General features: G+C 67.5%; 21 protein-coding genes and 1 pseudogene. 7 read left to right on the forward strand and 15 right to left on the reverse strand.

From position 1 onward, the window contains the following. On the forward strand, window positions 1-1,291 hold a 1,291-nt coding region (locus HGB39_RS36390), incomplete at its 5' end, for a thioesterase domain-containing protein (protein WP_247607604.1). Window positions 1,292-1,351: 60 nt separating this feature from the next. After that, a pseudogene (locus tag HGB39_RS39340) lies at window positions 1,352-1,501 on the forward strand (MCE family protein); the annotation flags it as partial. A 126-nt stretch (window positions 1,502-1,627) separates the two neighbouring features. On the opposite strand, the gene HGB39_RS36400 reads toward HGB39_RS39340, so the two are convergent. Together HGB39_RS36400 and HGB39_RS36405 are read right to left on the reverse strand one after the other, a co-directional pair. Beyond that, window positions 1,628-2,251 (reverse strand): maleylpyruvate isomerase family mycothiol-dependent enzyme, encoded by a 624-nt coding sequence (locus tag HGB39_RS36400; protein WP_005570790.1) that lies wholly within the window; start codon window positions 2,249-2,251, stop codon window positions 1,628-1,630. Window positions 2,252-2,356: 105 nt separating this feature from the next. After that, window positions 2,357-2,812 (reverse strand): SRPBCC family protein, encoded by a 456-nt coding sequence (locus HGB39_RS36405; RefSeq protein ID WP_005240690.1) that lies wholly within the window; start codon window positions 2,810-2,812, stop codon window positions 2,357-2,359. 218 nt (window positions 2,813-3,030) lie between these two features. On the opposite strand from HGB39_RS36405, the gene HGB39_RS36410 reads away from it, so the two are divergent. Beyond that, window positions 3,031-3,831 carry a class I SAM-dependent methyltransferase gene (locus tag HGB39_RS36410; RefSeq protein ID WP_005570788.1) on the forward strand — a complete coding sequence of 267 codons (801 nt, stop codon included), beginning with the start codon at window positions 3,031-3,033 and terminating at the stop codon, window positions 3,829-3,831. 290 nt (window positions 3,832-4,121) lie between these two features. Here the strand turns inward: HGB39_RS36410 and HGB39_RS36415 are convergent, their stop codons facing one another. Further along, entirely contained in the window at window positions 4,122-5,423 is a 1,302-nt protein-coding gene (locus tag HGB39_RS36415) for an MFS transporter (protein ID WP_005570785.1), read from the reverse strand. 11 nt (window positions 5,424-5,434) lie between these two features. Here HGB39_RS36415 and HGB39_RS36420 point away from each other — a divergent pair, with 11 nt between their 5' ends. After that, window positions 5,435-6,349, forward strand: coding sequence for a LysR family transcriptional regulator (locus HGB39_RS36420; protein ID WP_064080985.1), 915 nt, complete (start codon window positions 5,435-5,437; stop codon window positions 6,347-6,349). A gap of 22 nt (window positions 6,350-6,371) precedes the next feature. On the opposite strand, the gene HGB39_RS39345 is transcribed toward HGB39_RS36420, so the two are convergent. Then, on the reverse strand, window positions 6,372-6,560 hold the full coding sequence (locus tag HGB39_RS39345) for a hypothetical protein (RefSeq protein ID WP_193385477.1): 189 nt from the start codon (window positions 6,558-6,560) through the stop codon (window positions 6,372-6,374). 215 nt (window positions 6,561-6,775) lie between these two features. Between HGB39_RS39345 and HGB39_RS39350 the strand changes: the two genes are divergently transcribed. Further along, window positions 6,776-6,952, forward strand: a complete 177-nt coding sequence (locus tag HGB39_RS39350; RefSeq protein WP_231137875.1) for a hypothetical protein — start codon at window positions 6,776-6,778, stop codon at window positions 6,950-6,952. Between the two features lie 10 nt (window positions 6,953-6,962). Further along, the gene (locus HGB39_RS36430) at window positions 6,963-7,406 is read left to right on the forward strand and encodes a phosphatase domain-containing protein (RefSeq protein ID WP_005570780.1); all 444 of its coding nucleotides are present in this window, start codon (window positions 6,963-6,965) and stop codon (window positions 7,404-7,406) included. Window positions 7,407-7,491: 85 nt separating this feature from the next. Here HGB39_RS36430 and HGB39_RS36435 read toward each other — a convergent pair whose 3' ends face one another. The 3 genes from HGB39_RS36435 to HGB39_RS36445 all read right to left on the reverse strand — a co-directional run bounded on the left by HGB39_RS36435 (window position 7,492) and on the right by HGB39_RS36445 (window position 11,432). Further along, on the reverse strand, window positions 7,492-9,765 hold the full coding sequence (locus HGB39_RS36435; protein ID WP_005570779.1) for a polyribonucleotide nucleotidyltransferase: 2,274 nt from the start codon (window positions 9,763-9,765) through the stop codon (window positions 7,492-7,494). 312 nt (window positions 9,766-10,077) lie between these two features. Then, entirely contained in the window at window positions 10,078-10,347 is a 270-nt protein-coding gene (gene rpsO, locus HGB39_RS36440; protein WP_005240682.1) for a 30S ribosomal protein S15, read from the reverse strand. 110 nt (window positions 10,348-10,457) lie between these two features. Continuing rightward, a complete protein-coding gene (locus tag HGB39_RS36445; RefSeq protein WP_037205628.1) occupies window positions 10,458-11,432 on the reverse strand; it encodes a bifunctional riboflavin kinase/FAD synthetase in 975 nt (324 codons plus the stop codon). A gap of 176 nt (window positions 11,433-11,608) precedes the next feature. On the opposite strand from HGB39_RS36445, the gene HGB39_RS36450 reads away from it, so the two are divergent. Next, the gene (locus HGB39_RS36450) at window positions 11,609-12,322 is read left to right on the forward strand and encodes a metal-dependent transcriptional regulator (protein WP_005261420.1); all 714 of its coding nucleotides are present in this window, start codon (window positions 11,609-11,611) and stop codon (window positions 12,320-12,322) included. Window positions 12,323-12,326: 4 nt separating this feature from the next. On the opposite strand, the gene truB is transcribed toward HGB39_RS36450, so the two are convergent. From truB to infB, 8 genes are all read right to left on the reverse strand, one after another. After that, entirely contained in the window at window positions 12,327-13,244 is a 918-nt protein-coding gene (truB, locus tag HGB39_RS36455) for a tRNA pseudouridine(55) synthase TruB (RefSeq protein WP_005570777.1), read from the reverse strand. Window positions 13,245-13,282: 38 nt separating this feature from the next. After that, the gene (npt, locus tag HGB39_RS36460; RefSeq protein ID WP_025432372.1) at window positions 13,283-13,966 is read right to left on the reverse strand and encodes a 4'-phosphopantetheinyl transferase Npt; all 684 of its coding nucleotides are present in this window, start codon (window positions 13,964-13,966) and stop codon (window positions 13,283-13,285) included. Next, window positions 13,963-14,892 (reverse strand): metallophosphoesterase family protein, encoded by a 930-nt coding sequence (locus HGB39_RS36465; protein WP_005261417.1) that lies wholly within the window; start codon window positions 14,890-14,892, stop codon window positions 13,963-13,965. The genes npt and HGB39_RS36465 overlap by 4 nt, the downstream gene beginning before the upstream one ends. A 1-nt stretch (window position 14,893) precedes the next feature. Beyond that, complete coding sequence (locus HGB39_RS36470) at window positions 14,894-16,282, reverse strand: MATE family efflux transporter (RefSeq protein WP_005261416.1); 1,389 nt, start codon at window positions 16,280-16,282, stop codon at window positions 14,894-14,896. Window positions 16,283-16,294: 12 nt separating this feature from the next. Next, entirely contained in the window at window positions 16,295-17,296 is a 1,002-nt protein-coding gene (locus tag HGB39_RS36475) for a DHH family phosphoesterase (protein ID WP_005261415.1), read from the reverse strand. Window positions 17,297-17,307: 11 nt separating this feature from the next. Further along, the gene (rbfA, locus tag HGB39_RS36480; protein ID WP_005573415.1) at window positions 17,308-17,796 is read right to left on the reverse strand and encodes a 30S ribosome-binding factor RbfA; all 489 of its coding nucleotides are present in this window, start codon (window positions 17,794-17,796) and stop codon (window positions 17,308-17,310) included. Between the two features lie 114 nt (window positions 17,797-17,910). Beyond that, a complete protein-coding gene (locus tag HGB39_RS36485) occupies window positions 17,911-18,201 on the reverse strand; it encodes a DUF503 domain-containing protein (protein WP_005240674.1) in 291 nt (96 codons plus the stop codon). 101 nt (window positions 18,202-18,302) lie between these two features. Further along, window positions 18,303-20,851, reverse strand: a 2,549-nt coding sequence (gene infB / locus HGB39_RS36490) for a translation initiation factor IF-2 (protein WP_168442999.1), incomplete at its 5' end; no start/stop codon positions are given.

Raw genomic sequence — 20,851 nt, forward strand, 5'->3', positions numbered from 1 at the left:
AGTCCACCACGACCACCACACCGGCGACCGACTCGTCGGCTACGTCGTCCCCCGCAACCACACCCCCCTCGACCCCACCACGATCCACACCTTCGCCGCCGACCACCTCCCCGACTACATGGTGCCCACCCCCATCACCATCCTCGACGCACTACCCCTGACCACCAACGGCAAGATCGACCGGCGAGCACTCCCCGCACCAGCACCGTTGAACCGGCAATTCCGACCACCGGTCACCCCCACCGAAAACACCATCGCCGACGTCTTCACCGACGTCCTCGGCCACGACCGAATCGGACTCGACGACGACTTCTTCACCCTGGGCGGCAACTCGCTGCTCGCCATCCAGGTCAGTGCGCGGCTGCGAGAGGCTCTCGACGTCGAGATGCAAGTGGCATGGCTCTTCACTGGCGCCACGGTGGAAGCGATCGCCAGTAGAGTCGAGGCGGTCTCCGACGGGTCGACACCTATTGTGCCGACCGGACCTTCGGCATTCGATGTCCTGTTCCCGATCACATCAGCTGGAGATTCCGACCCGATCTTTTGCATACACCCGGCTAGCGGATTGGCCTGGTGCTACGCAGGTTTGGCTCGATACACCGAACCGAGACGGCGAATCTACGGGCTGCAATCCCCCGAACTCGTCGAAGACGACCCGCATCCCCGTTCGATCGAACAGTTGGCGGAGCACTACGTCCGGGAGATCCAGGCCGTGCAACCAGATGGGCCATATCACCTGCTCGGCTGGTCCTTGGGCGGAGTTATTGCCCACGCCGTAGCCACACGACTTCGCCTTCTCGGGAAGCAGGTCTCGACGCTGGCGATACTGGACAGCCGGTTCCGCGAAGCGGAATCGACTGCAAACCAGGAATTCACTGTTGAAGACATCCTGGTCGAGCTAGCCGATCTGTTTGGATTCGGTGCCGAAGACTTCGATGCCGCGGGGGAAACCATGTCGGCTGAACAAGCGACCGAACTGATTCATCTGCGAACCGGAGCATTCGAGTTTCTCCAGCCATCACACGTGAAGCGGATCGTCGAATCCTTCAATGACGCGCCACGGTTGGTCGCCGACTACCACCCCGCCGTGTTCGACGGAGACATGCTTTTCTTCGCCGCCGCAGCTGGCGAGATGACCCAGGAGGTTGCCGAAAGTTGCTGGCAACCATATATAACTGGTTCAATCGACTATTATCCCATCGATGCCACGCATATTCGTATGACCACGCCGCGAGCGTTGGCGGACATTGCACGAGTTCTCAACACCTACCTCGTCGACGCTGTCAGTTAGCGGCGCCTCCCTGTGTCAAACGAACTACTCGATGGTGCAACGAACGCATGAAATCGCCATCTCGCGATCCAGCCGGACAAGGCGCAGCTGATTCCGTCCACCGCGACGGCGCGGTTGCTGCCCGAGACGCTATTCGGCGAACGCTATGTGTCGCTGATCGTTCCCGAGGGCGACACGGCTCCGCCGATCCAGGCCGGCGACACGAGCCGCGCCTGCTCGACAATCGCGGACCGGCTTGCTACGACGACGTCACCGGGTCCCCGATCAGGTCCCGGGATACGGAGCCCAGATCACGCCCGCCAGTGGACCGTCGCCCGGTTTCCGGACGGTGGATCGTCAGATCGCCGCCGCGAGGATCTCCACGCCCGGTCCGTCGAGGTCGTCGAGCGCCACTCTCCGACCGGAGACGGCCAGGAGAAGCGAAAGGGCGGTGCCGCTCACCTCGGGGCCGTCGCCGATCGACACGTCGGCGTCCGCTGCCGTCAGCCGGACACGGGACACAAGCTCTTTGGCGCCGCCGAAGGACGCCGGGGTGCGCGTCTGGAGGCGGAGCGATCTGTCGACGGCCTCCGCCGGGTAGGAGCGGGTGAGTCCCAAGGGCCGACGGATGTCCTCACCGTGGACGATCTCCTCGACGAGCCTGCTGTCGAGGGGTGCCGGAGGCGTCGACGTGCGCGACGCCGCCCGACGAAGCCGCTCCAATGTCTCCTGCGGTGAGGCGCCACGCTCGCGTTCCACGCCGCGTGCGTTCTGGCGGTCGAAGTCGAATCGCGCCCGGGCGAGGCCGAGCATGAAACCGAGGCGCGTCGTCCGAGCCGTGTCGACCAGGTGTGCGACCACGTCGTGCACGGTCCACTCGCCACAGAGCGAGGGCTCGTCCCACCGCGCGGCGTCGAGATTCCCGAGGTCGTCGATCAGCGCCGCACGCTCCGCGTGCACCATCGACCAGACATCTTCCACAGCTCGCTCCTTCGGTCGGCCACATCGTATGCAAGGTACGACTCGTCGAGACACGGAAACTCATCGCTGCTCGAGGAACGACCGAATGAGAGCCGACCCGCATGGTCAGCTGTCGATGGTGAGCAGGTCTGCGAGGTTGTCCAGGCTTGCTCGCACCGTGCGTGAGTACGCCTTCGCGACTATCGGGTCAGCCAGCTTGCCGAAGATTCCTCCGAGGCCACTTTCGCTGTCGGTCCGATAGGTGAACAGGGTGCCGCCGTCGACTTCCTCGAGCCTTGTCGTCGCGGTGAAGGCGATCTTGCTCTCCACCGACCTGGACGCAGCCACCTTCAACGGCTCGTACTCGACGAATTCGGTGACCCAGTCGAGCCGCCTACCCAGAATGCGGGTTACCCCGCGCCACCGGGTGCCCACCCCGAGTTCCCCGTCGGTGAGCTGCTCGCATTCAACGGTGGACGCCTCCCACGACGGCCAGTTCTCCGCAACGGTGACAAAACTCCACACTTCCGACGCAGGACGGGCAATGACGACGGACTGCTCGACAACCGGCATGGTGATCATCCCTTTGGTGGTGGCTGGATCGGATTCGACCGACCTCGTCACGCTCCTCAGGCGATGTAGGGCCAGAAGACTGGAGACCGGTCTGTTTGATCTTCCTCTCTGTGCGGGTTCGCTGTCACTGATGGTTAGCGCGTCAAAGCGCTGGTAGACGGTGCGATAGGCCCACGAATCGCCGATAGAACTGGATCGATCTGCAGAGGAGCAGAGATGATCGAATCATGACAACGGATCGCCGTACGCTTCGGAGCACCTTCGAGTTGGCCGCCGGGAAGTACCACGCCGCACGGCCCGGCTATCCGTCAGCGCTCTACGACGAACTCGTCCTCACGTCCCGACTGCGCCTAGGTGACTCGCTACTGGAGATCGGAGGAGGTACGGGCAAGGCCACCGTCGAGCTCGCGCGGCGGGGCTTCACCATCACGTCGGTCGAACTCGGGCATGACCTGGCAGCGATCGCGCGTGAGAATGTAGCGCCGTTCCCTCACGCCGAGGTGGTCTGCGCCGATTTCGAGCAATGGAGGCCTGCGCCAGGCGTGACCTACGACCTCGTGTTCGCGGCAACCTCCTGGCACTGGATCGATCCCTCGACGCGATACATCAAGGCGGCCAGCCTCATTCGACCCGAAGGACATCTGGCTTTCTGGGGTGCACAACACGTGTTCCCGGAAGGTGGGGACCCGATCTTTCGTGACATTCAACCCGTCTACGAGGAGATCGGCGAAGGTCTCCCAGATGCCGCGACGTGGCCGCGCCCGGGTGAACTCGCCGATCATCGGGCCGAAATGTGGGAGTGCGGACTCTTCGACAATGTCGTGGTCCGTCACTTCGACTGGGAAGTCAGCTACGACGTGGACGGCTACCTCGACCTTCTCGACACCTTCTCCGGTCACATCGCCATGGCGAAGTGGCAACGGGAACGGCTCTACAGCGAGATTCGTCGCCGAATCGCCGAGCGGCCCGATCACCGCATCCGGCGGCACTTCGGCGCGGTCCTGCACATTGCCCGCCGTCGCAGCTGATCTTCACGCATTTCGCGCCAGACGGCCGACGACCCGACCGACTCTCGGGTCAAGCCCGAGGCGCATCACAGGCTTCGGTGTGGCCGTCCAACGCACATAGGCGAAGGCGGCTTGGTTCCGCACCTCCGAACAGTGCGACTGCCAACCCCAGAACACCTCCACTGCCGGCCAACACCGCACCGAGTAGGAACATTCCACTCATCAGACCCTCCCCTCTGTCCTGTCCCCATTACAGCAGGCCCCCACCCGGACACGGGCTCCGGCCTGCCGGACAGATCCCAACTCCCGCTTCAGCAGGACTCGACGGCGACGACGCGACGTGCGGTTGTCGATGGGAGGAGCGCGAGGACGAGGGCCAGCGCCGTCAGCACGAGGACCAGGACGGCCACGTAGAGCCATTGTCCGCTCGCCCAGGCGATTCCTCCGACCCAGCCGAACAGGCTGGATCCGGCGTAGTACGAGACGTTGTACAGCGCCGTTGCCTGTGCGCGACCCGTTTTCGCGTGGGCGCCGACCATGCCGGATGCGACGGCATGGCCGACGAAGAGCCCGGCGGTGATCGCGGCCACGCCGAGGAGGATCAGGACCAGCGGTCCGGCGACGCTGAGCACCGTCCCGCCTGCCATGAAGGTGCAGGCCAGCATGAGCACGGTTCGGTGACCGAGCTGGCCCACCATCCAGCCGGCGGCGCGAGAACCCGCCGTGCCCGCCAGGTAGGCGAGAAAGATCAGCGACACCACTGTCGGCGCGAGGTGGTACGGAGCGGCCTCGAGGCGGAAGGGGAGGTAGTTGAAGACGGCTACCATGCCACCGACGAGTAGCGCGCCGATGCCGAACAATGCCAGCAGGCGGGTATCCCGCAGGTGGATGGCAAGGATCCCTGCGGACGGGACGAGCGCTCGCCGGCCCCGCCCGGTGGGTAGCAGCACGATCAGGATGGTCATCAGGATCGCCAGACCGACGCCGAGGATCGCCAGTGCCGGGCGCCATCCGAGGTGATCGGCGACCGGGACGACCAGAAGGCGACCACTCAAACCACCCAAAGATGTTGCTGCCACGTAGGAACCGGCCAATGCTGTGGTCCGGGCCGGCACCGCGACCTCGTGGAGCAGTGTCATCGCGAGCGCTGGTAGTCCACCGAGCGCCACGCCTTGGAAGAATCGTCCCGCCACCAGCGCGTCGAACGTCGGGAGCCAGGGGACGGCCACGGCGAGCAGTCCCGCGGTTGCCGCCGCGTACCGCATCGCGGTGGGGCGCCCCACTCGATCCGAGAACCGGGCCCACGGCAGAACCGACAACGCCAGCCCGAGCGTGGCTGCGGAGACCAGGAGTGAAGCCTGAGCCGGGCTCACGGAGGCGTCGTGCCCGATTTGCGTGAGGAGACCTTGAGGCGCGTACATCAGGGCAAAGGTCGCCACGCCGGCACACCACAGGGCCGCCGAGAGTCTGCGGTCCGGATTTCCCGTCGGCGGCGTGTTCTGCAGGGCAGCCGCTGCGCGGGTGTCCTGCTCCGTGAGGTGGGTGGCCGACATGAAGTCGACGGTAGATCCGAAGAACTGATGAATCCAATGCAGATCAATCCACGGACTCATACAGTTGAGTTATGAATAGCGAGTCCGTCAAGGCGCTGTTGCCGCATCTACCCGTGCTCGTCGCGCTCGGCGAAGTCGAACACGTCACTGTCGCTGCCGCGATGCTCGGGATGCCGCAGCCCACGGTCAGCCGGATAGTCCGCCGACTCGAAAGGCAACTCGACATCCCACTCCTGGAACCGGACGGCCGCGGCGTGCGCCTGACCGATGCCGGGCGGACACTGGTGCCCTACGCGCAACGCGCACTCGAAGCGGTGGTGGACGGCCTCGACGCCGTGCAGTCCGAAGACCGACAGGCGCGGGCCACCGTTCGCGTCGCCTTTCAGATGTCGCTCGGCGAGCACCTCGTGCCCGAGTTGATTCGCACCGTCCGCGCGACGGATCCGACGATCCGGTTCGTCCTCAGCCAGGGAGCGCGCCGCACGTGCCTGGACACCCTCCTCAACCGTGAGGCCGACATCGCGCTCGCCTCTCGTCTCACCCCACCGCCCGAGGGCCTGACGGTCACGCCGCTGTTCGAACAGCCGCTCGTCGTCCTGGTGCCCTCCGAGCACCCGCGGGCCGCATCGACCTCGACGACGATCCGTGACCTCGCCTCCGAGCCGATCGTCACTCTCAAGCCGGGCTACGGGCTCCGGGGATCGCTCGACGACCTGTTCGCCCGAGCCGGTGCCCTACCCACGATCGCGTTCGAAGGAGAGGACGTGCACACCGTGCACGGCCTGGTCGCATCCGGCTTGGGCGTGGGCATCGTGCCGGCCACGGATACTCCCCCACCCGGGTGCGCGCAGATTCGCCTCGACGATCCCCGAGCCTTCCGCGACATCGGTGCCGCGCGCCTACCCGGTCCCCCGAGCGTCGCGGTCACCACGGTTATCGCTGCCCTCATAACGCTCACCTCCACGGAGAGCGGGGAGACCCCGTGAACCGCGAACATCTCCAACACGATTACGGCCTCCGTTTCGACTGGGGCCTGCCGGGGGCGAAAGCCGTCGGACGCAGCCGGGTGACGAACGGACAGATCAGCTTGTCGCCGAATACGATTCGACGGACCGCGGCGCCGCGCAGGTTGGTGCTTCCCTCGCCGAACGGATCGACCATCAGCTTCGAGCTCGGCACCGGAACCGGCGTGTGCATCGGGGCGTCCCTACGGAATGCGACCGCTGTTGCAGACTGGATCGCCCGGCACTGCACGTCGACGTCGGTGGTGTCGGTGATCGCCGCCGGGGAGAAATGGCCGGGCGGCGAACTCCGGCCGGCGATCGAGGATCTGTGGGGCGCGGGCGCCGTGCTGTCCGCCCTGTCGGCGACCTGGGTGGGGCGCAGACTCTTCGCCGGAAGCTCTGGCGGCCATGATCGCCTGGCAGGGCGTCGCGCAGACCCTCCCGCAGTCCCTCGCGGCGTGTGCGTCGGGACGGGAGTTGCGTGCCTCGGGATACCCGCAGGACGTCGCAATCGCCGCCGAGGTGGACCGGAGCACCGCAGTCCCGGTCCTCGAAGATCGGGTCTTCCGAACGGCTTCGCAATAAAGTGGGCGCCATGTTCGATACCTGGGACGCCGACGCGCCTGGAGTCCTCCGCCTGCCGTCCGGGCGCCTGGTCCGCGGCCGGGGGCTGAGGCGACCGCTCCCCGAGGGTCCCCTCCCCGATTTCGCCGTATACCTGCTGGGGCGAATGCCGCCGCCGGTGCAGTGGGACTCGCGGTGGGTCCGCTGGCCCGATTTCGCGTTGCCGCGGGACCGCGACGACACCCTCGATGCGCTCGGTGAGGTGTGGCGCCGCGCCGCGACGGAGCGGGTGGAGGTGGCGTGCGGGGGCGGTCGCGGCCGGACCGGCACAGCCCTCGCCTGCATTGCCGTGCTCGACGGGATCCCGGCGCGGGACGCCGTCGCGTACGTCCGGCAGCACTACCACCGTCACGCGGTCGAGACACCGTGGCAGCGTCGGTATGTCGGACGGTTCACCGCGGCACCGACCTCCTGACACGCGCACCGGCACCGGACAGGAAGACGCCGACGGCCCCGCACGAGATCCGTGCGGGGCCGCCGGCGTGATGACCGGGAGAAGACTACTTCTCGGCAGCCGCCTCTTCGCTCTGCTCGGCCGGAGCCGCGGCGCCGTCTTCTTCGACGGGGATCAGCGAGATCTTGCCACGGTTGTCGATGTCGGCGATCTCGACACGCAACTTCGAGCCGACGCTCACGACGTCCTCGACCTTGGCAATGCGCTTACCGCTGCCCAGCTTCGAGATGTGCACCAATCCGTCGCGGCCGGGGAGGAGCGACACGAACGCACCGAAGGCGGTGGTCTTGACGACCGTGCCCAGGAAGCGCTCGCCGACCTTCGGCAGCTGCGGGTTGGCAATGGCGTTGATCATGTCGATCGCGGCCTGCGCGGACGGGCCGTCCGTCGCACCGACGAACACGGTGCCGTCATCTTCGATGGAGATGTTGGCGCCGGTCTGCTCGGTGATGGAGTTGATCATCTTGCCCTTGGGGCCGATGACCTCACCGATCTTGTCGACCGGGACCTTGATGGCCGTGACGCGCGGGGCGAACGGGCTCATCTCGTCGGGGGTGTCGATGGCCTCGGCCATGACCTCGAGGATCGTCGCACGCGCGTCCTTGGCCTGCGACAGCGCGCCGGCGAGGACCTTCGACGGGATGCCGTCGAGCTTCGTGTCGAGCTGCAGGGCCGTGACGAAGTCCTTCGTGCCCGCGACCTTGAAGTCCATGTCGCCGAACGCGTCCTCGGCACCGAGGATGTCGGTGAGCGCGACGTAACGGGTCTCACCGTCGACCTGGTCGGAGACGAGGCCCATGGCGATACCGGCGACCGGAGCCTTCAGCGGCACGCCGGCGTTGAGCAGTGCGAGCGTCGACGCGCACACGGAGCCCATCGAGGTGGAGCCGTTGGAGCTGAGAGCTTCCGAGACCTGGCGGATGGCGTACGGGAATTCCTCGACGCTGGGCAGCACGGGCATGAGTGCCCGCTCCGCCAGCGCGCCGTGACCGATCTCGCGGCGCTTCGGCGAACCGACGCGTCCCGTCTCACCGGTGGAGTACGGCGGGAAGTTGTAGTGGTGCATGTACCGCTTGGTCGTCTCGGGTCCGAGCGAATCGACCTGCTGCGCCATCTTCACCATGTCGAGGGTGGTGACACCCAGGATCTGGGTCTCGCCGCGCTCGAACAGAGCGGAACCGTGTGCACGCGGAACGATGGCGACCTCGGCCGACAGCGAACGGATGTCCGTGATGCCACGGCCGTCGATGCGGAACTGGTCGCGCAGAATGCGCTGACGGACCAGCTTCTTCGTCAGCGAGCGGAACGCCGCGCCCAGTTCCTTCTCGCGACCCTCGAAATTCGGGGCAACCTGCTCGAGGACCTCGACCTTGACCTCGTCGGTCTTGTCGTCGCGCTCCTGCTTGCCCGCGATGGTCAGTGCCGCGCTGAGCTTCTCCGCAGCGGCGGCCTCGACGGCTGCGAACACGTCGTCCTGGTACGCCGGGAAGACGGGGAAGTCACCGGTCGGCTTGGACGCCTTGGCCGCGAGCTGCTGCTGCGCGGTGCAGAGGCGGGCGATGAACGGCTTGGCGGCCTCGAGGCCCTCGGCCACGATCGCCTCGGTGGGAGCCTGTGCGCCACCGTCGATCAGGGAGATCACGTTGTCGGTGGCCTCGGCCTCGACCATCATGATCGCGACGTCGGCGTCGTCACCGCTACCGGAGACGATGCGGCCCGCGACGACCATGTCGAAGACGGCGTTCTCGAGCTGCTCGACGGTGGGGAATGCAACCCACTGGCCGGCCTTGTTGTCGTCCGACGTGATGAGCGCGACGCGCACACCGCCGACGGGTCCGGAGAACGGCAGTCCCGCGATCTGGGTGGAGGCGGACGCGGCGTTGATCGCGACCACGTCGTACAGGTCCTGCGGGTTCAGGCTCATCACCGTGACGACGACCTGGATCTCGTTGCGCAGACCGTCGACGAACGACGGGCGCAGCGGGCGGTCGATCAGGCGGCAGGTCAGGATCGCGTCAGTGGAGGGACGGCCCTCACGACGGAAGAACGAGCCGGGGATACGGCCCGCCGCGTACATGCGCTCCTCGACGTCCACCGTCAGCGGGAAGAAGTCGAAGTGCTCCTTGGGGTGCTTGCTGGCGCTCGTCGCGGACAGCAGCATCGTCTCGTCGTCCAGGTAGGCGACGACGGCGCCGGCGGCCTGCTGCGCGAGGCGACCGGTCTCGAAACGAATGGTGCGGGTTCCGAAGGACCCGTTGTCGATCACGGCGGTGGATTCGAACACGCCCTCATCGACCTCTACTGCGGAATTCTCTGTCATCTCTTCTTTTCACTTCCCTCTCGTCTTCGCCGTACCCGCGGGGGCGTTCTCACCCTCCTGGCGAGAACTGCGCACCTGAGGGACATCCCCCTCTCGAGTTCTCGGGATGTCGCTGTGCGGAGGCGGCCGTCGATCGAAGTCCCCCGGACCGTGTCCGGAAGACCACTACCGAAGACCGACACCACATTCTCGGGTGCATACGGTAGTGCTGCCCTCGGCAGCTAACGCCGATAGCCAGCGAGGCCCAGTCTAAGCAAGGCCCGGCCGGCTACCGGAGTGATTTGCGATCGAAATGACCGCTGTGTGCGAAACTCAGCGACGCAGACCGAGACGCTCGATCAGCGAGCGGTAACGCTCGATGTCGACCTTCTGGACGTACTTGAGCAGACGACGACGGCGTCCGACCAGCAGCAGGAGGCCGCGGCGGGAGTGGTGGTCGTGCTTGTGCATCTTGAGGTGTTCGGTGAGATCGACGATGCGCTTGGTGAGCATGGCCACCTGCGCCTCCGGCGAACCGGTGTCGGTCTCGTGCAGGCCGTACTCGCTCAGAACCTGCTTCTTCTCTTCGGTGGTCAATGCCACTGGTTCACTCCTGGTGATGACGTTCGCGTGCAAGGATCGAAACTCGGCGCGGCCGCCGCGAACCGCAGCGCACGCCAGCGGTCTACTTTACCAGCTGAAATGGGACGGCTTTACCGCACGTCCTCCGACGCCGCCAGGATCGCACGCGCACGCTCGGCGTCCTTGCCCATCGCGACGATCAGGTCGTCGACCGAATCGAATTTTTCCATCCCGCGGAGGCGCTCCACCAGATCGACGGCCACGTGCTGGCCGTACAGGTCGGCTTCCCGGTCCAGGACGAAGGCCTCCACGGTGCGCGTCCGCCCGGAGAACGTGGGATTGGTGCCCACCGAGACGGCGGCCATGTACCGCTCGCCGGAGGTGACCGTGCCCAGGTCGACCCCGTGTCCGAGCACGGTGAACCAGGCGGCGTACACGCCGTCCGCGGGAATCGCGGCATACATGGGCGGCGCGACGTTCGCGGTCGGATAGCCGAGCTGCCGTCCACGCCCGTCGCCGTGGACGACGACACCCTCCACGCGGTGCGGGCGGCCGAGGGCCTCCGTCGCGGCGGCCATGTCGCCGGCGTCCACGCACGAACGGATGTAGGTGGACGAGAATGTGACCGCGTGCTCGGCGAGCAACGTCACACCGTCGACCGCGAACCCGAACCGCTCGCCGATCTGACGCAGCAGGTCGACGTTGCCCGCAGCCTTCTTGCCGAACGTGAAGTTCTCTCCGACGACGACATCCGCCACGTGCAGGCGCTCCACGAGGATCTCGTGGGCGTACCGCTCCGGCGTCAGCTTCATGAATTCGGCGGTGAACGGCATGACGCAGAACACGTCGATGCCCAGCTCCTCCGCGAGCTCCGCCCTGCGGGCGAGCGTCGTGAGCTGGGCGGGATGACTGCCCGGACGAACCACTTCCATCGGATGAGGATCGAAAGTCATGAGCACGCTGGGTATTCCACGCGTGCGGGCAGCCGCCACCGCTCGACTGATCAGTTGGGCGTGACCTCGGTGCACGCCATCGAATACGCCGATCGTGAGAACACAACGACCCCAGTCGGCAGGAACCTCGTCGAGACCACGCCATCTCAGCACGAGTGGCAGCCTACGGTGCCGCGCGCCGATGTTCATCTCCGGACCGGGTGTCCGGCCGCCCCGCGCGCCGGGGAAGCGCCACGACCTCGCGGTTCGCGGTCGCCCGGGCCGTCCCCCGGCGGCGGATCAGGTGTGTCGATGTGTCTCGCCGGTAAGACTTGCCTAAGCTCGTTGGCGTGGCCGTGAACAAGAATGACCAGAGCGTGACCGAGGATTCGACCTCCGAGACCGGGGCTCTCTCGGCAGTGGCGCAGGACTACCTCAAGGTCATCTGGACCGTTCAGGAGTGGTCGCAGGAGCGGGTGTCCACGAAATTGCTCTCCGAGAAGATCGGGGTGTCGGCGTCCACCGTGTCGGAGGCCATCCGGAAACTGTCCGACCAGGGTCTCGTCGATCACGCCCGGTACGGGTCGATCGCCCTCACCGAGGCGGGGCGCGTCGCCGCCGTCGGAATGGTCCGCAGGCACCGCCTCATCGAGACGTATCTGGTGCACGAACTGGGGTACGGCTGGGACGAGGTGCACGACGAGGCGGAGGTACTCGAACACGCCGTCTCGGATCTGATGATCTCCCGGATGGACGCCAAGCTCGGCCATCCCGAACGCGATCCGCACGGCGATCCGATTCCCGCGGTCGACGGCTCGGTGCCCACTCCCCCGGCACGACAGCTCAGCGACTTCGTCAACGGCGAGAGCGGGCGCATCGCCCGGATCTCGGACTCCGATCCGGCGATGCTGCGGTACTTCGACTCGGTCGGTGTGGCACTGGACGTCACGGTCACAGTGCTGGAGCGACGCGACTACGCCGGAACCGTGTCGATCCGGCTCGGCGCCCACGACGACTCCATCGAGCTCGGAAACCCCGCAGCCCAGGCCATCTGGCTGGTGTGAACCGCTATCTCAGGGTCGCGGGGCGGACCACCATCACCGAGCTGGCCCGCCGTCCACGTTCCTGGAGCAGCGCGATCGTGTGCCCGCTCGGATCGATGGCGGCGTAGACACCCTTGATTCCGATCGGCTCGAGCCACCGGCCCTGACTGATGGATTCGGCCTCGGCCGCGTCGATCTGCCGGTGCGGGAACGCGGTCTGCGCAGCGGCGTCGATGTCGAGGCTGACCCCCGGCTCCTCGGCAAGCTGCTCCAGCGTGCGCGCGTGCTCGAGCGTGAACGGTCCCACCCGGGTCCGTCGCAGCGAGGTGAGATGCCCGCCGACGCCGATCAGCGCGATCCCCAGATCACGCGCGAGCGCCCGGACATAGGTGCCGGAGGAACACTCCACCTCGACGTCGAGGTCGACGAACGTGCCCTCGGTTCGCCTCGCGACGACCTCGAACCGAGACACCGTGACCGACCGGGGAGCGAGTTCGAACTCCTCGCCCGCACGGATCAGTGCGTGCGCCCGCCGGCCGTCGACCTTGATGGCGCTGACGCTCGACGGGATCTGCTGGATGTCTCCGGTGAGGGTGTGCACCTGCGCGGCGATCTCCTCGTCCGTCACGCCGGACGCATCGGCCGACGCGACGACCTCACCCTCGGCGTCGTCGGTGGTGGTGGCCTGACCCAGCCGGATCGTGGCCGTGTACGCCTTGGTGGTCAGCGCGAGGAGCCCCAGCAGCTTCGTCGCCCGCTCCACCCCGAGCACCAGCACCCCGGTGGCCATCGGGTCGAGAGTGCCCGCGTGCCCGACCTTCCGGGTGCCGAGCAGCTTCCGGCACCGGGCCACCACGTCGTGGCTGGTGACGCCCGCGTCCTTGTCGACGATGAGCAGTCCGGCGCCGACGAGACCGGAAGAAGGCTTTTCACGTGCAGACACGAGGCCCGATTCTGCCAGCCGTCGTCACCGCACCGAAATCAGTGCACCGCAATCGCGGTGATGATCAGGCCGTCGGACACCATCCACCGTCCGTCGAACGACGCCAGCGGTGGACCGTCGACGGTCTCGCCCGAGATCAGGAGATCCGAATGGAACGTGCCGGTGCCGTCTCCGGACGCCTCGAACGTGATGTGCGCGTCCTCGAACCCGAGCCACCGGGCGGTGAGCGGGAACCACGCCTTGTACGTAGCCTCCTTGGCACAGAACAGCAGCCTGTCCCGGTGCACCGGACCGCCGGTGGCGGAGCGCCACTGCCCGGAGTCCGCCGTGCCCGAGAGCCAGTCGCGTTCGGCGGGCAGGCTCACCGCGTCCAGCACACCGTCGGGCAGCGCCTCGTGCGGTTCGGCGTCGATCCCCACGGACCGCACCTGCATGGCGTAGCCGAGCACCGCGCCGCGGTAACCGTCGCAGTGGGTGAGGCTCCCGACCACGCCGCGCGGCCACACGGGGGAACCCTTGTCGCCCCGCAGAACAGGGGCCTGGTCCACGCCCAGCTTCGTCATCGCCAGGCGGGCGCAGTGCCGTGCGGTGGTGAATTCGCGGCGGCGCTTCTCCACGGCCCTGCCGATCAGCGCCTCCTCCTGCGGGTGCGGACGCAGGCCGGGCGGATCCTCGAACAGTTCCGACGACACCACTCCGGCAGGCAGAATTCTCTCGATCACAGGGCCCCCCTCGCCCGCATCTTCTCCACTTCGGCTTCCTGTTCGGGAGTGACCTTGAAGTGGCCTCCCCACTTGTTCAGGGTTCCCGGCGGGTACTCCGGCACCGGGAGGATCTGCCGCAGGAGGCGGTCCGGGAGTCCCCGCCGCTGCCACTCCCGCGGGTAGCCCAGCGACACCTCTTCGAACCGCACCCCGTCGTAGTAGGTGGTCCGCGGAATGTGCAGATGCCCGTACACGGCGCAGACGGCGTTGTACCGGGTGTGCCAGTCCGCGGTCAGTTCGGTGCCGCACCACAAGGAGAACTCCGGGTACCACAGCACCTGCGTCGGTTGACGCACCAACGGGAAGTGGTTGATCAGGACGGTGCGGGTTCCGGCGGGCAGGGCGTCCAACCGGGCCTTCGTCGTCTCGACGCGGTTGCGACACCAGGCATCCCGGGTTCCGTACGGTTCACTCGACAGCAGGAACTCGTCCGTGGCCACCACGTTCTTCTCGCGCGCGATCGCGAGACCTTCCTCCTTGGTGGTGGCGCCGTCGGGGAGGAACGTGTAGTCGTACAGCAGGAACATCGGGACCAGGGTGATCGGGCCGTCCTCGGCCTCCCACACCGGGAACGGGTCCTCGGGGGTGATGACGCCGATCTCGCGGCACAGGGTGACCAGGTAGTCGTAGCGGGCGGCGCCGTGGATCTGCACCGGATCCTTCGCCGTCGTCCACAGTTCGTGGTTGCCGGGAACCCAGATGACCTCGGCGAAACGACTGCGCAGGAGTTTCAGCGCCCACCGGATGTCGTCGGTCTTCTCCGAGACGTCGCCCGCGACGATCAGCCAGTCTTCGGGCGAGTCGGGATAGATGTCCTCGGTGATCGGGCGGTTGCCCCGGTGCCCCACATGGACGTCGCTCACCGCCATCAGCTTGGGTGCCACGTCAACCACCTTTCCGATCGTGTTCCGCCGCGGGATCGCTGTCCGATCCGTGCCGTGTCTGCAGGTCGGCCCCGACCACTGCCCAGCGGCCCGTTCCGACGCGCCACACGACCGCGAGCATCCGAAGAATTATGAACACCGTGAGTCCCGTCCAGATTCCCGCCAGGCCCCAGTCGTGCAGCATCGACAGCCAGATCAGTGGCAGGAATCCGACCAACGCGCAGGACAGCGTGGCATTCCGGAGGAAGGCGACGTCGCCGGCACCGAGCAGTACCCCGTCGAGGGCGAACACCACTCCGGCGACCGGCATGATCGCGACGAAGAACCACCAGGCCACCGCCATCTCGTCGAGCACGGCCTGGTCGGAGGTGAACAGCTCGGGGATCACCCCGTGGCCGAGGGCGAAGATCAGGGCGAGCCCTGTCGCGAAGATCGTCGACCATCGGGTGATGCGCCACGACAGCCGCGTGGCGCCCTTGGCGTGTCCGGCGCCCAGCGCGGCACCGACCAGCGCCTGTGCGGCGATCGCCAGGGAGTCGAGGGTGAGGGCGACGAGGTTCCACAGCTGCAGCACCACCTGGTGGGCGGCGACCGCGGCGGCGCCGAACCGGGACGCGACGGCGGCGGCCGAGAGGAAGCACGCCTGGAAGGCCAGGCTCCGCAGGATCAGGTCCCGGCCGAGCACCATCTGGGCGCGCATGACGTGCCACCGCGGGCGCAACGGCACCCGCTCGACCACCAGCGCTCCGATGAACAGGCTCGCGGAGACCGCCTGCCCGATCACGTTCGCGACCGCCGATCCCTCGAGTTCCAGGCGCGGCGCACCCCACAATCCGTGCACCAGAACCGGGCAGGCCACGGCCGACACGACGAGACCGGCGATCACGAACCGCAGCGGTCGCACCGTGTTCTGCACACCACGCATCCACCCGTTGCCCGCCATCGCGACGAGGATCAGCGGGGCCCCGAACACCGCGATCCGCAGCCAGCTCTCGGCGGCCGCCGCGATGTCGGAGCCGCCCGCGATCGCCGAGGTGACCGGCCGCGCGAACAGGTGGGCCAGCGCGATCACGAGCGCGCCGATCCCCAGCGCCAGCCACGTGGCCTGCACGCCCTCCCGGACCGCGCCGCGCTCGTCGCCGGCCCCGTGCATGCGGGACGCACGCGCCGTCGTGCCGTAGGACAGGAATGTCAGCTGCGTGCTGACCTGGGCGAGGATGAGACCGCCGACGGCGAGGCCCGCGAGCGCCAAAGCGCCCAGCCGACCGACGACGGCGATGTCGAAGAGCAGATAGATCGGTTCGGCAGCGAGGACGCCCAGCGCGGGCAACGCCAGCCCGAACACCGTCCGGGCGGTCGCGTCGCCCGTGACTTCCGAGACTTCAGCCAACGAATTCGGACCTCAGCCGAGTGATTCGACGAGCGAGGTCACGATCTCGTCCGCAGAGTTCTCGGCCGTGTAGCCGGCGGCGAACCGATGACCGCCGCCGCCGAGATATCCGGCGACGACCGACACGTCCACGTCGGACTTCGATCGCAGCGATACCGACCAGGTGCCGTCCACGGCCTCCTTGAGGACTGCGGCGACCTCGGCCTCGGACGTCGTCCGGACGATGTCGATGACGCTTTCGATCTCCTCCGAGCGGAGGTCTCCGACGTAGGCCTGTCGGATGACGGCGTAGACCAGTCCACGCCCTCCCGCTGCGTCGGGGACGAGGGTCGCCGACCCGAGCACCGAGGACAGCATGGGCAACCAGCCGAACGGGTGGGTGTCGAGCAGGCGCCGCGCGATGCGCGCCCCGTCGATTCCGGTGGCGAGCAGCCTCTCGGCGAGCGTGTGGGTGCCGGGCTGCACCCAGCGGAACGAACCGGTGTCGGTCACGAGTCCCGCATACAGGCAGTGCGCGAGGTCGGCGTCGATGTCCACACCCCACAGGTCGAACATCTGCGCCACGACCGCGGTCGTCGACTCCGCGGACTCGTCGATCAGGTTCATGCGACCGAAGCGGGTGTTGGACCGGTGGTGGTCGATGACGAGGGTCTCCCCCGCGTGCGCGAGCCGGTCGGCGAGCTTCCCGAGCCGCCCGGCGCTGCCGCAGTCGACGGTCACGAGCAGATCGACGTTGCGGCGCACCTGATCCGCAGGTACCAGCAGGTGGGTGCCGGGCAGTTCACGCATCGACTCCGGCAGTTCGTCGGGTGCGCCGAACGCGACCTGCACCGGAATTCCCTTGCGCTCGAGCACCAACGCCAGGGCGAGCCCACTGCCGATCGTGTCGGCATCGGGTTGGACGTGACACAGAACCGTCACCGACGTCGCGTTCTCGAGAACAGCGACCGCCTGCGGCAGGAACACCTCGTGACGATCGAGATCAGACAGGGACGTCTCCTGAGTATGGGTCATATCGGTTCGTGTCAGTCCGCCTGGCGGGAACCGGAGGGCTCGTCGACGTCGGCGTCGTCCGCGTCCTCGGCTCGGGGCTCCTTGTACGGGTCGGGGTCGCCGGCCGGGGACGCACCGGCCGCGACACGCGCGACCTCGTCGTCGGCGGCGCGAGCGCGGGCGAGGAGTTCCTCCATGTGCCGTGCCGTGTCGGGGACCGTGTCCGCGACGAACGTGAGCGTCGGCGTGAACCGGACTCCGGTGCCTGCACCCACCTTCGAGCGCAGAACGCCCTTCGCCTTCTCGAGCCCTGCGGCTGCGGAGACGAGGTCGGGTTCGGACTCGAGGTCGGCACCCATCACGGTGTAGTACACGGTGGCGTCGTGGAGGTCGGCCGTCACCTTGGTATCGGTGATCGTGACGAACGCCAGGCGAGGGTCCTTGATTTCGTGGTCGATCGCTGTCGCGACGATCGTGCCGATGCGCTTGGCGAGTTTGCGTGCCCGGGCGGGATCCACCATGACAATCAGACTCCTCTCCCTGGCCGCTGGATAAGTTGTGAAGTTGCGTGTGTAGCTGTAGTTCATTCTGCACGCCGGGCCGCAGATGCGGCGGGGCGGGCAGGGCACTCCGAGTCAGTCCTCGGGGCCGAAAATCCTTCGCCGGACCGCAAGGAGTTGCAGTTCCGGCAGCTCGGCGACGTGCCGTTCGCACGTGTCGAGTACCTCGTGTACATGATCGACCGCCGAACTCGCCATCGTGACGCCGAGCATCGACCGGCGATACCGATCCTGTTCTCCGGTCTCCGCAGCCGAGACGCCGTAGCGTCGCAGTTCCGCCAGAACCGGTTTGACCATTGCACGCTTCTCTTTCAGAGATCGCACGTCACCGAGCAAGATGTCGAGCTCGAGCGCACCGACGTACAAACTTTCCTCCTTCGGGGAGACGTGCGCTCCCCCGGCCGATCGAGTCGGCCGGAGAAGCGCACGCCGGATGACGCTGCTGCGTCACCCCAAACGGATGGCGACTAGTCGCGCGGCTTTTCCCGAAGCTCGTAGGCCTCGATGACGTCACCGACCTTGATGTCGGAGTAGGTGAGCGTCAAACCGCACTCGTAACCCTCGCGTACCTCGACAGCGTCCTCCTTCTCCCGCTTCAGCGAGGAGATGGTGACGGTCTCGGCGACAACCGTGTTGTCACGCAGCAGCCGGGCCTTCGCATTGCGACGGATGGTACCCGAGGTGACGAGGCAACCGGCAATGTTGCCGACCTTGGACGAACGGAACATCGCGCGGATCTCCGCCTTGCCCAGCTCGACCTCTTCGTAGATCGGCTTGAGCATGCCCTTGAGAGCCTTCTCGACCTCGTCGATGGCCTGGTAGATCACCGAGTAGTACCGGATGTCGACGCCCTCGCGGTTCGCCAACTCGGTCGCCTTGCCCTCGGCGCGGACGTTGAACCCGATGATGATCGCGTTCGACGCAGCGGCCAGGTTGACGTTGGTCTCGGTGACGCCACCGACACCACGGTCGATGACCCGCAACTGCACCTCGTCGTCGATCTCGATGCCGTGCAGGGCCTCTTCCAAGGCCTCCACGGTTCCCGAGTTGTCGCCCTTGAGGATGAGGTTGAGCTGCGACGTCTCCTTGAGAGCCGAATCCAGGTCCTCGAGGCTGATGCGCTTGCGGCTCTTCGCGGCCAGTGCGTTGCGCTTACGCGCATTGCGCCGGTCGGCGATCTGACGGGCGATGCGGTCCTCGTCGACCACGAGCAGGTTGTCGCCTGCACCGGGGACCGACGTGAAGCCGACCACCTGGACGGGACGCGAAGGCAGGGCCTCGAGCACGTCGTCGCCGTGCTCGTCGACCATGCGGCGCACACGTCCGTATGCGTCGCCGGCCACGATCGAGTCGCCGACCCGCAGCGTTCCGCGCTGGATGAGCACGGTCGCGACGGGGCCGCGTCCGCGGTCGAGGTGCGCCTCGATGGCGACACCCTGAGCGTCCATGTCCGGGTTGGCCCGCAGGTCCAGGGCAGCGTCCGCTGTCAACAGCACGGCTTCGAGCAGTGCGTCGATGTTGGTGCCCTGCTTCGCCGAGATGTCGACGAACATGGTGTCTCCGCCGTATTCCTCGGCGACCAGTCCGTACTCGGTGAGCTGCTGCCGGATCTTGTCCGGGTTCGCGCCTTCCTTGTCGATCTTGTTCACCGCGACCACGATCGGCACGTCGGCCGCCTGGGCGTGGTTGATCGCTTCCACCGTCTGCGGCATGACGCCGTCGTCGGCGGCGACGACCAGGATCGCGAGGTCGGTGGCCTTGGCACCACGGGCACGCATGGCCGTGAAGGCCTCGTGACCGGGGGTGTCGATGAACGTCACGAGACGCTCGTTGCCGTCGAGCTCGGTCAGCACCTGGTAGGCACCGATGTGCTGCGTGATGCCGCCGGCCTCGCCCTCGCGGACGTTGGCCTTACGGATCGTGTCGAGCAGTCGGGTCTTACCGTGGTCGACGTGGCCCATGACGGTGACCACCGGCGGACGGGACTCGAGGTCCTCTTCGCCACCTTCGTCTTCGCCGTAGGTGAGGTCGAAGCTGTCGAGCAGCTCGCGGTCCTCGTCCTCCGGGCTGACGACCTGGACGACGTAGTTCATCTCGCCGCCGAGCAGTTCCAGCGTCTCGTCGTTGACCGACTGGGTCGCCGTCACCATCTCGCCGAGGTTGAACAGTGCCTGCACCAACGCTGCGGGGTTCGCGTCGATCTTCTCCGCGAAGTCCGACAGGGATGCACCGCGGGCGAGGCGAATGGTCTCGCCGTTGCCACGGGGCAACCGCACGCCGCCGACGGCGGGCGCCTGCATCGAATCGTATTCCTGGCGCTTCTGACGCTTCGACTTGCGACCACGACGCGGGGCACCACCGGGGCGGCCGAACGCACCTGCTGCCGCACCGCGCTGACCGGGGCGTCCACCGCCACCGGGACGACCGCGGAAACCACCTGCGGGTGCTCCGCCACCGGGCGCACCTGCGCCGGCACCGGGAGCTCCGCCACCGCGGTATCCACCGCCGCCGCCACCGGGACGACCGCCGGGGGCTCCGCCGGGACGGCCGGGACGACCGCCGGGGGCGGGACGTGCCGAACGAGCGGGCATCGCGCCCGGGTTCGGGCGAGGAGGCATCGAGCCGGGGCTGGGACGGGGTCCGCCCTGACCGGGAGCCGGACGGGGACCGCCCTGGCCCGGTGCCGGACGGGGTCCGCCCTGACCGGGAGCCGGACGGGGTCCGCCCTGACCGGGAGCCGGACGAGGTCCACCCTGACCGGGAGCCGGACGGGGTGCACCCGGACGCGGTGCGCCGGGAGCGGGGCGGGGAGCCGGACGCTCGGCGGGAGCCGAGGAGTACGGGTTGTTACCGACACGCGGGGGCTTCGGGCCGGGACGGGGTCCGCCGGGCTTGGCGCCCGTGGACGGAGCCGCGGGGGCACTGGCAGCCGGGGCGGCCGGGGCTGCGGGTGCGGCCGGAGCCGGGGCAGCCGGGGTGGGGCGGCCGGGCTTGGGAGCGTTGGTCGCCGGTGCAG

Origin of the sequence: Rhodococcus opacus (assembly GCF_012396235.1) — a bacterium.
In the GTDB taxonomy this organism is placed as follows: Bacteria; Actinomycetota; Actinomycetes; order Mycobacteriales; family Mycobacteriaceae; genus Rhodococcus_F; species Rhodococcus_F opacus.

Coding starts and splice junctions, on each gene's coding strand:
- HGB39_RS36405 (WP_005240690.1), bottom strand. CDS start 2,812: ATGATCACCATGCCGGTTGTCGAGCAGTCCGTCGTCATTGCCCGTCCT.
- HGB39_RS36410 (WP_005570788.1), top strand. CDS start 3,031: ATGACAACGGATCGCCGTACGCTTCGGAGCACCTTCGAGTTGGCCGCC.
- HGB39_RS36415 (WP_005570785.1), bottom strand. CDS start 5,423: ATGAGTCCGTGGATTGATCTGCATTGGATTCATCAGTTCTTCGGATCT.
- HGB39_RS36420 (WP_064080985.1), top strand. CDS start 5,435: ATGAATAGCGAGTCCGTCAAGGCGCTGTTGCCGCATCTACCCGTGCTC.
- HGB39_RS39345 (WP_193385477.1), bottom strand. CDS start 6,560: ATGCACACGCCGGTTCCGGTGCCGAGCTCGAAGCTGATGGTCGATCCG.
- HGB39_RS39350 (WP_231137875.1), top strand. CDS start 6,776: ATGATCGCCTGGCAGGGCGTCGCGCAGACCCTCCCGCAGTCCCTCGCG.
- HGB39_RS36430 (WP_005570780.1), top strand. CDS start 6,963: ATGTTCGATACCTGGGACGCCGACGCGCCTGGAGTCCTCCGCCTGCCG.
- HGB39_RS36435 (WP_005570779.1), bottom strand. CDS start 9,765: ATGACAGAGAATTCCGCAGTAGAGGTCGATGAGGGCGTGTTCGAATCC.
- HGB39_RS36475 (WP_005261415.1), bottom strand. CDS start 17,296: ATGACCCATACTCAGGAGACGTCCCTGTCTGATCTCGATCGTCACGAG.
- rbfA (WP_005573415.1), bottom strand. CDS start 17,796: ATGGTGGATCCCGCCCGGGCACGCAAACTCGCCAAGCGCATCGGCACG.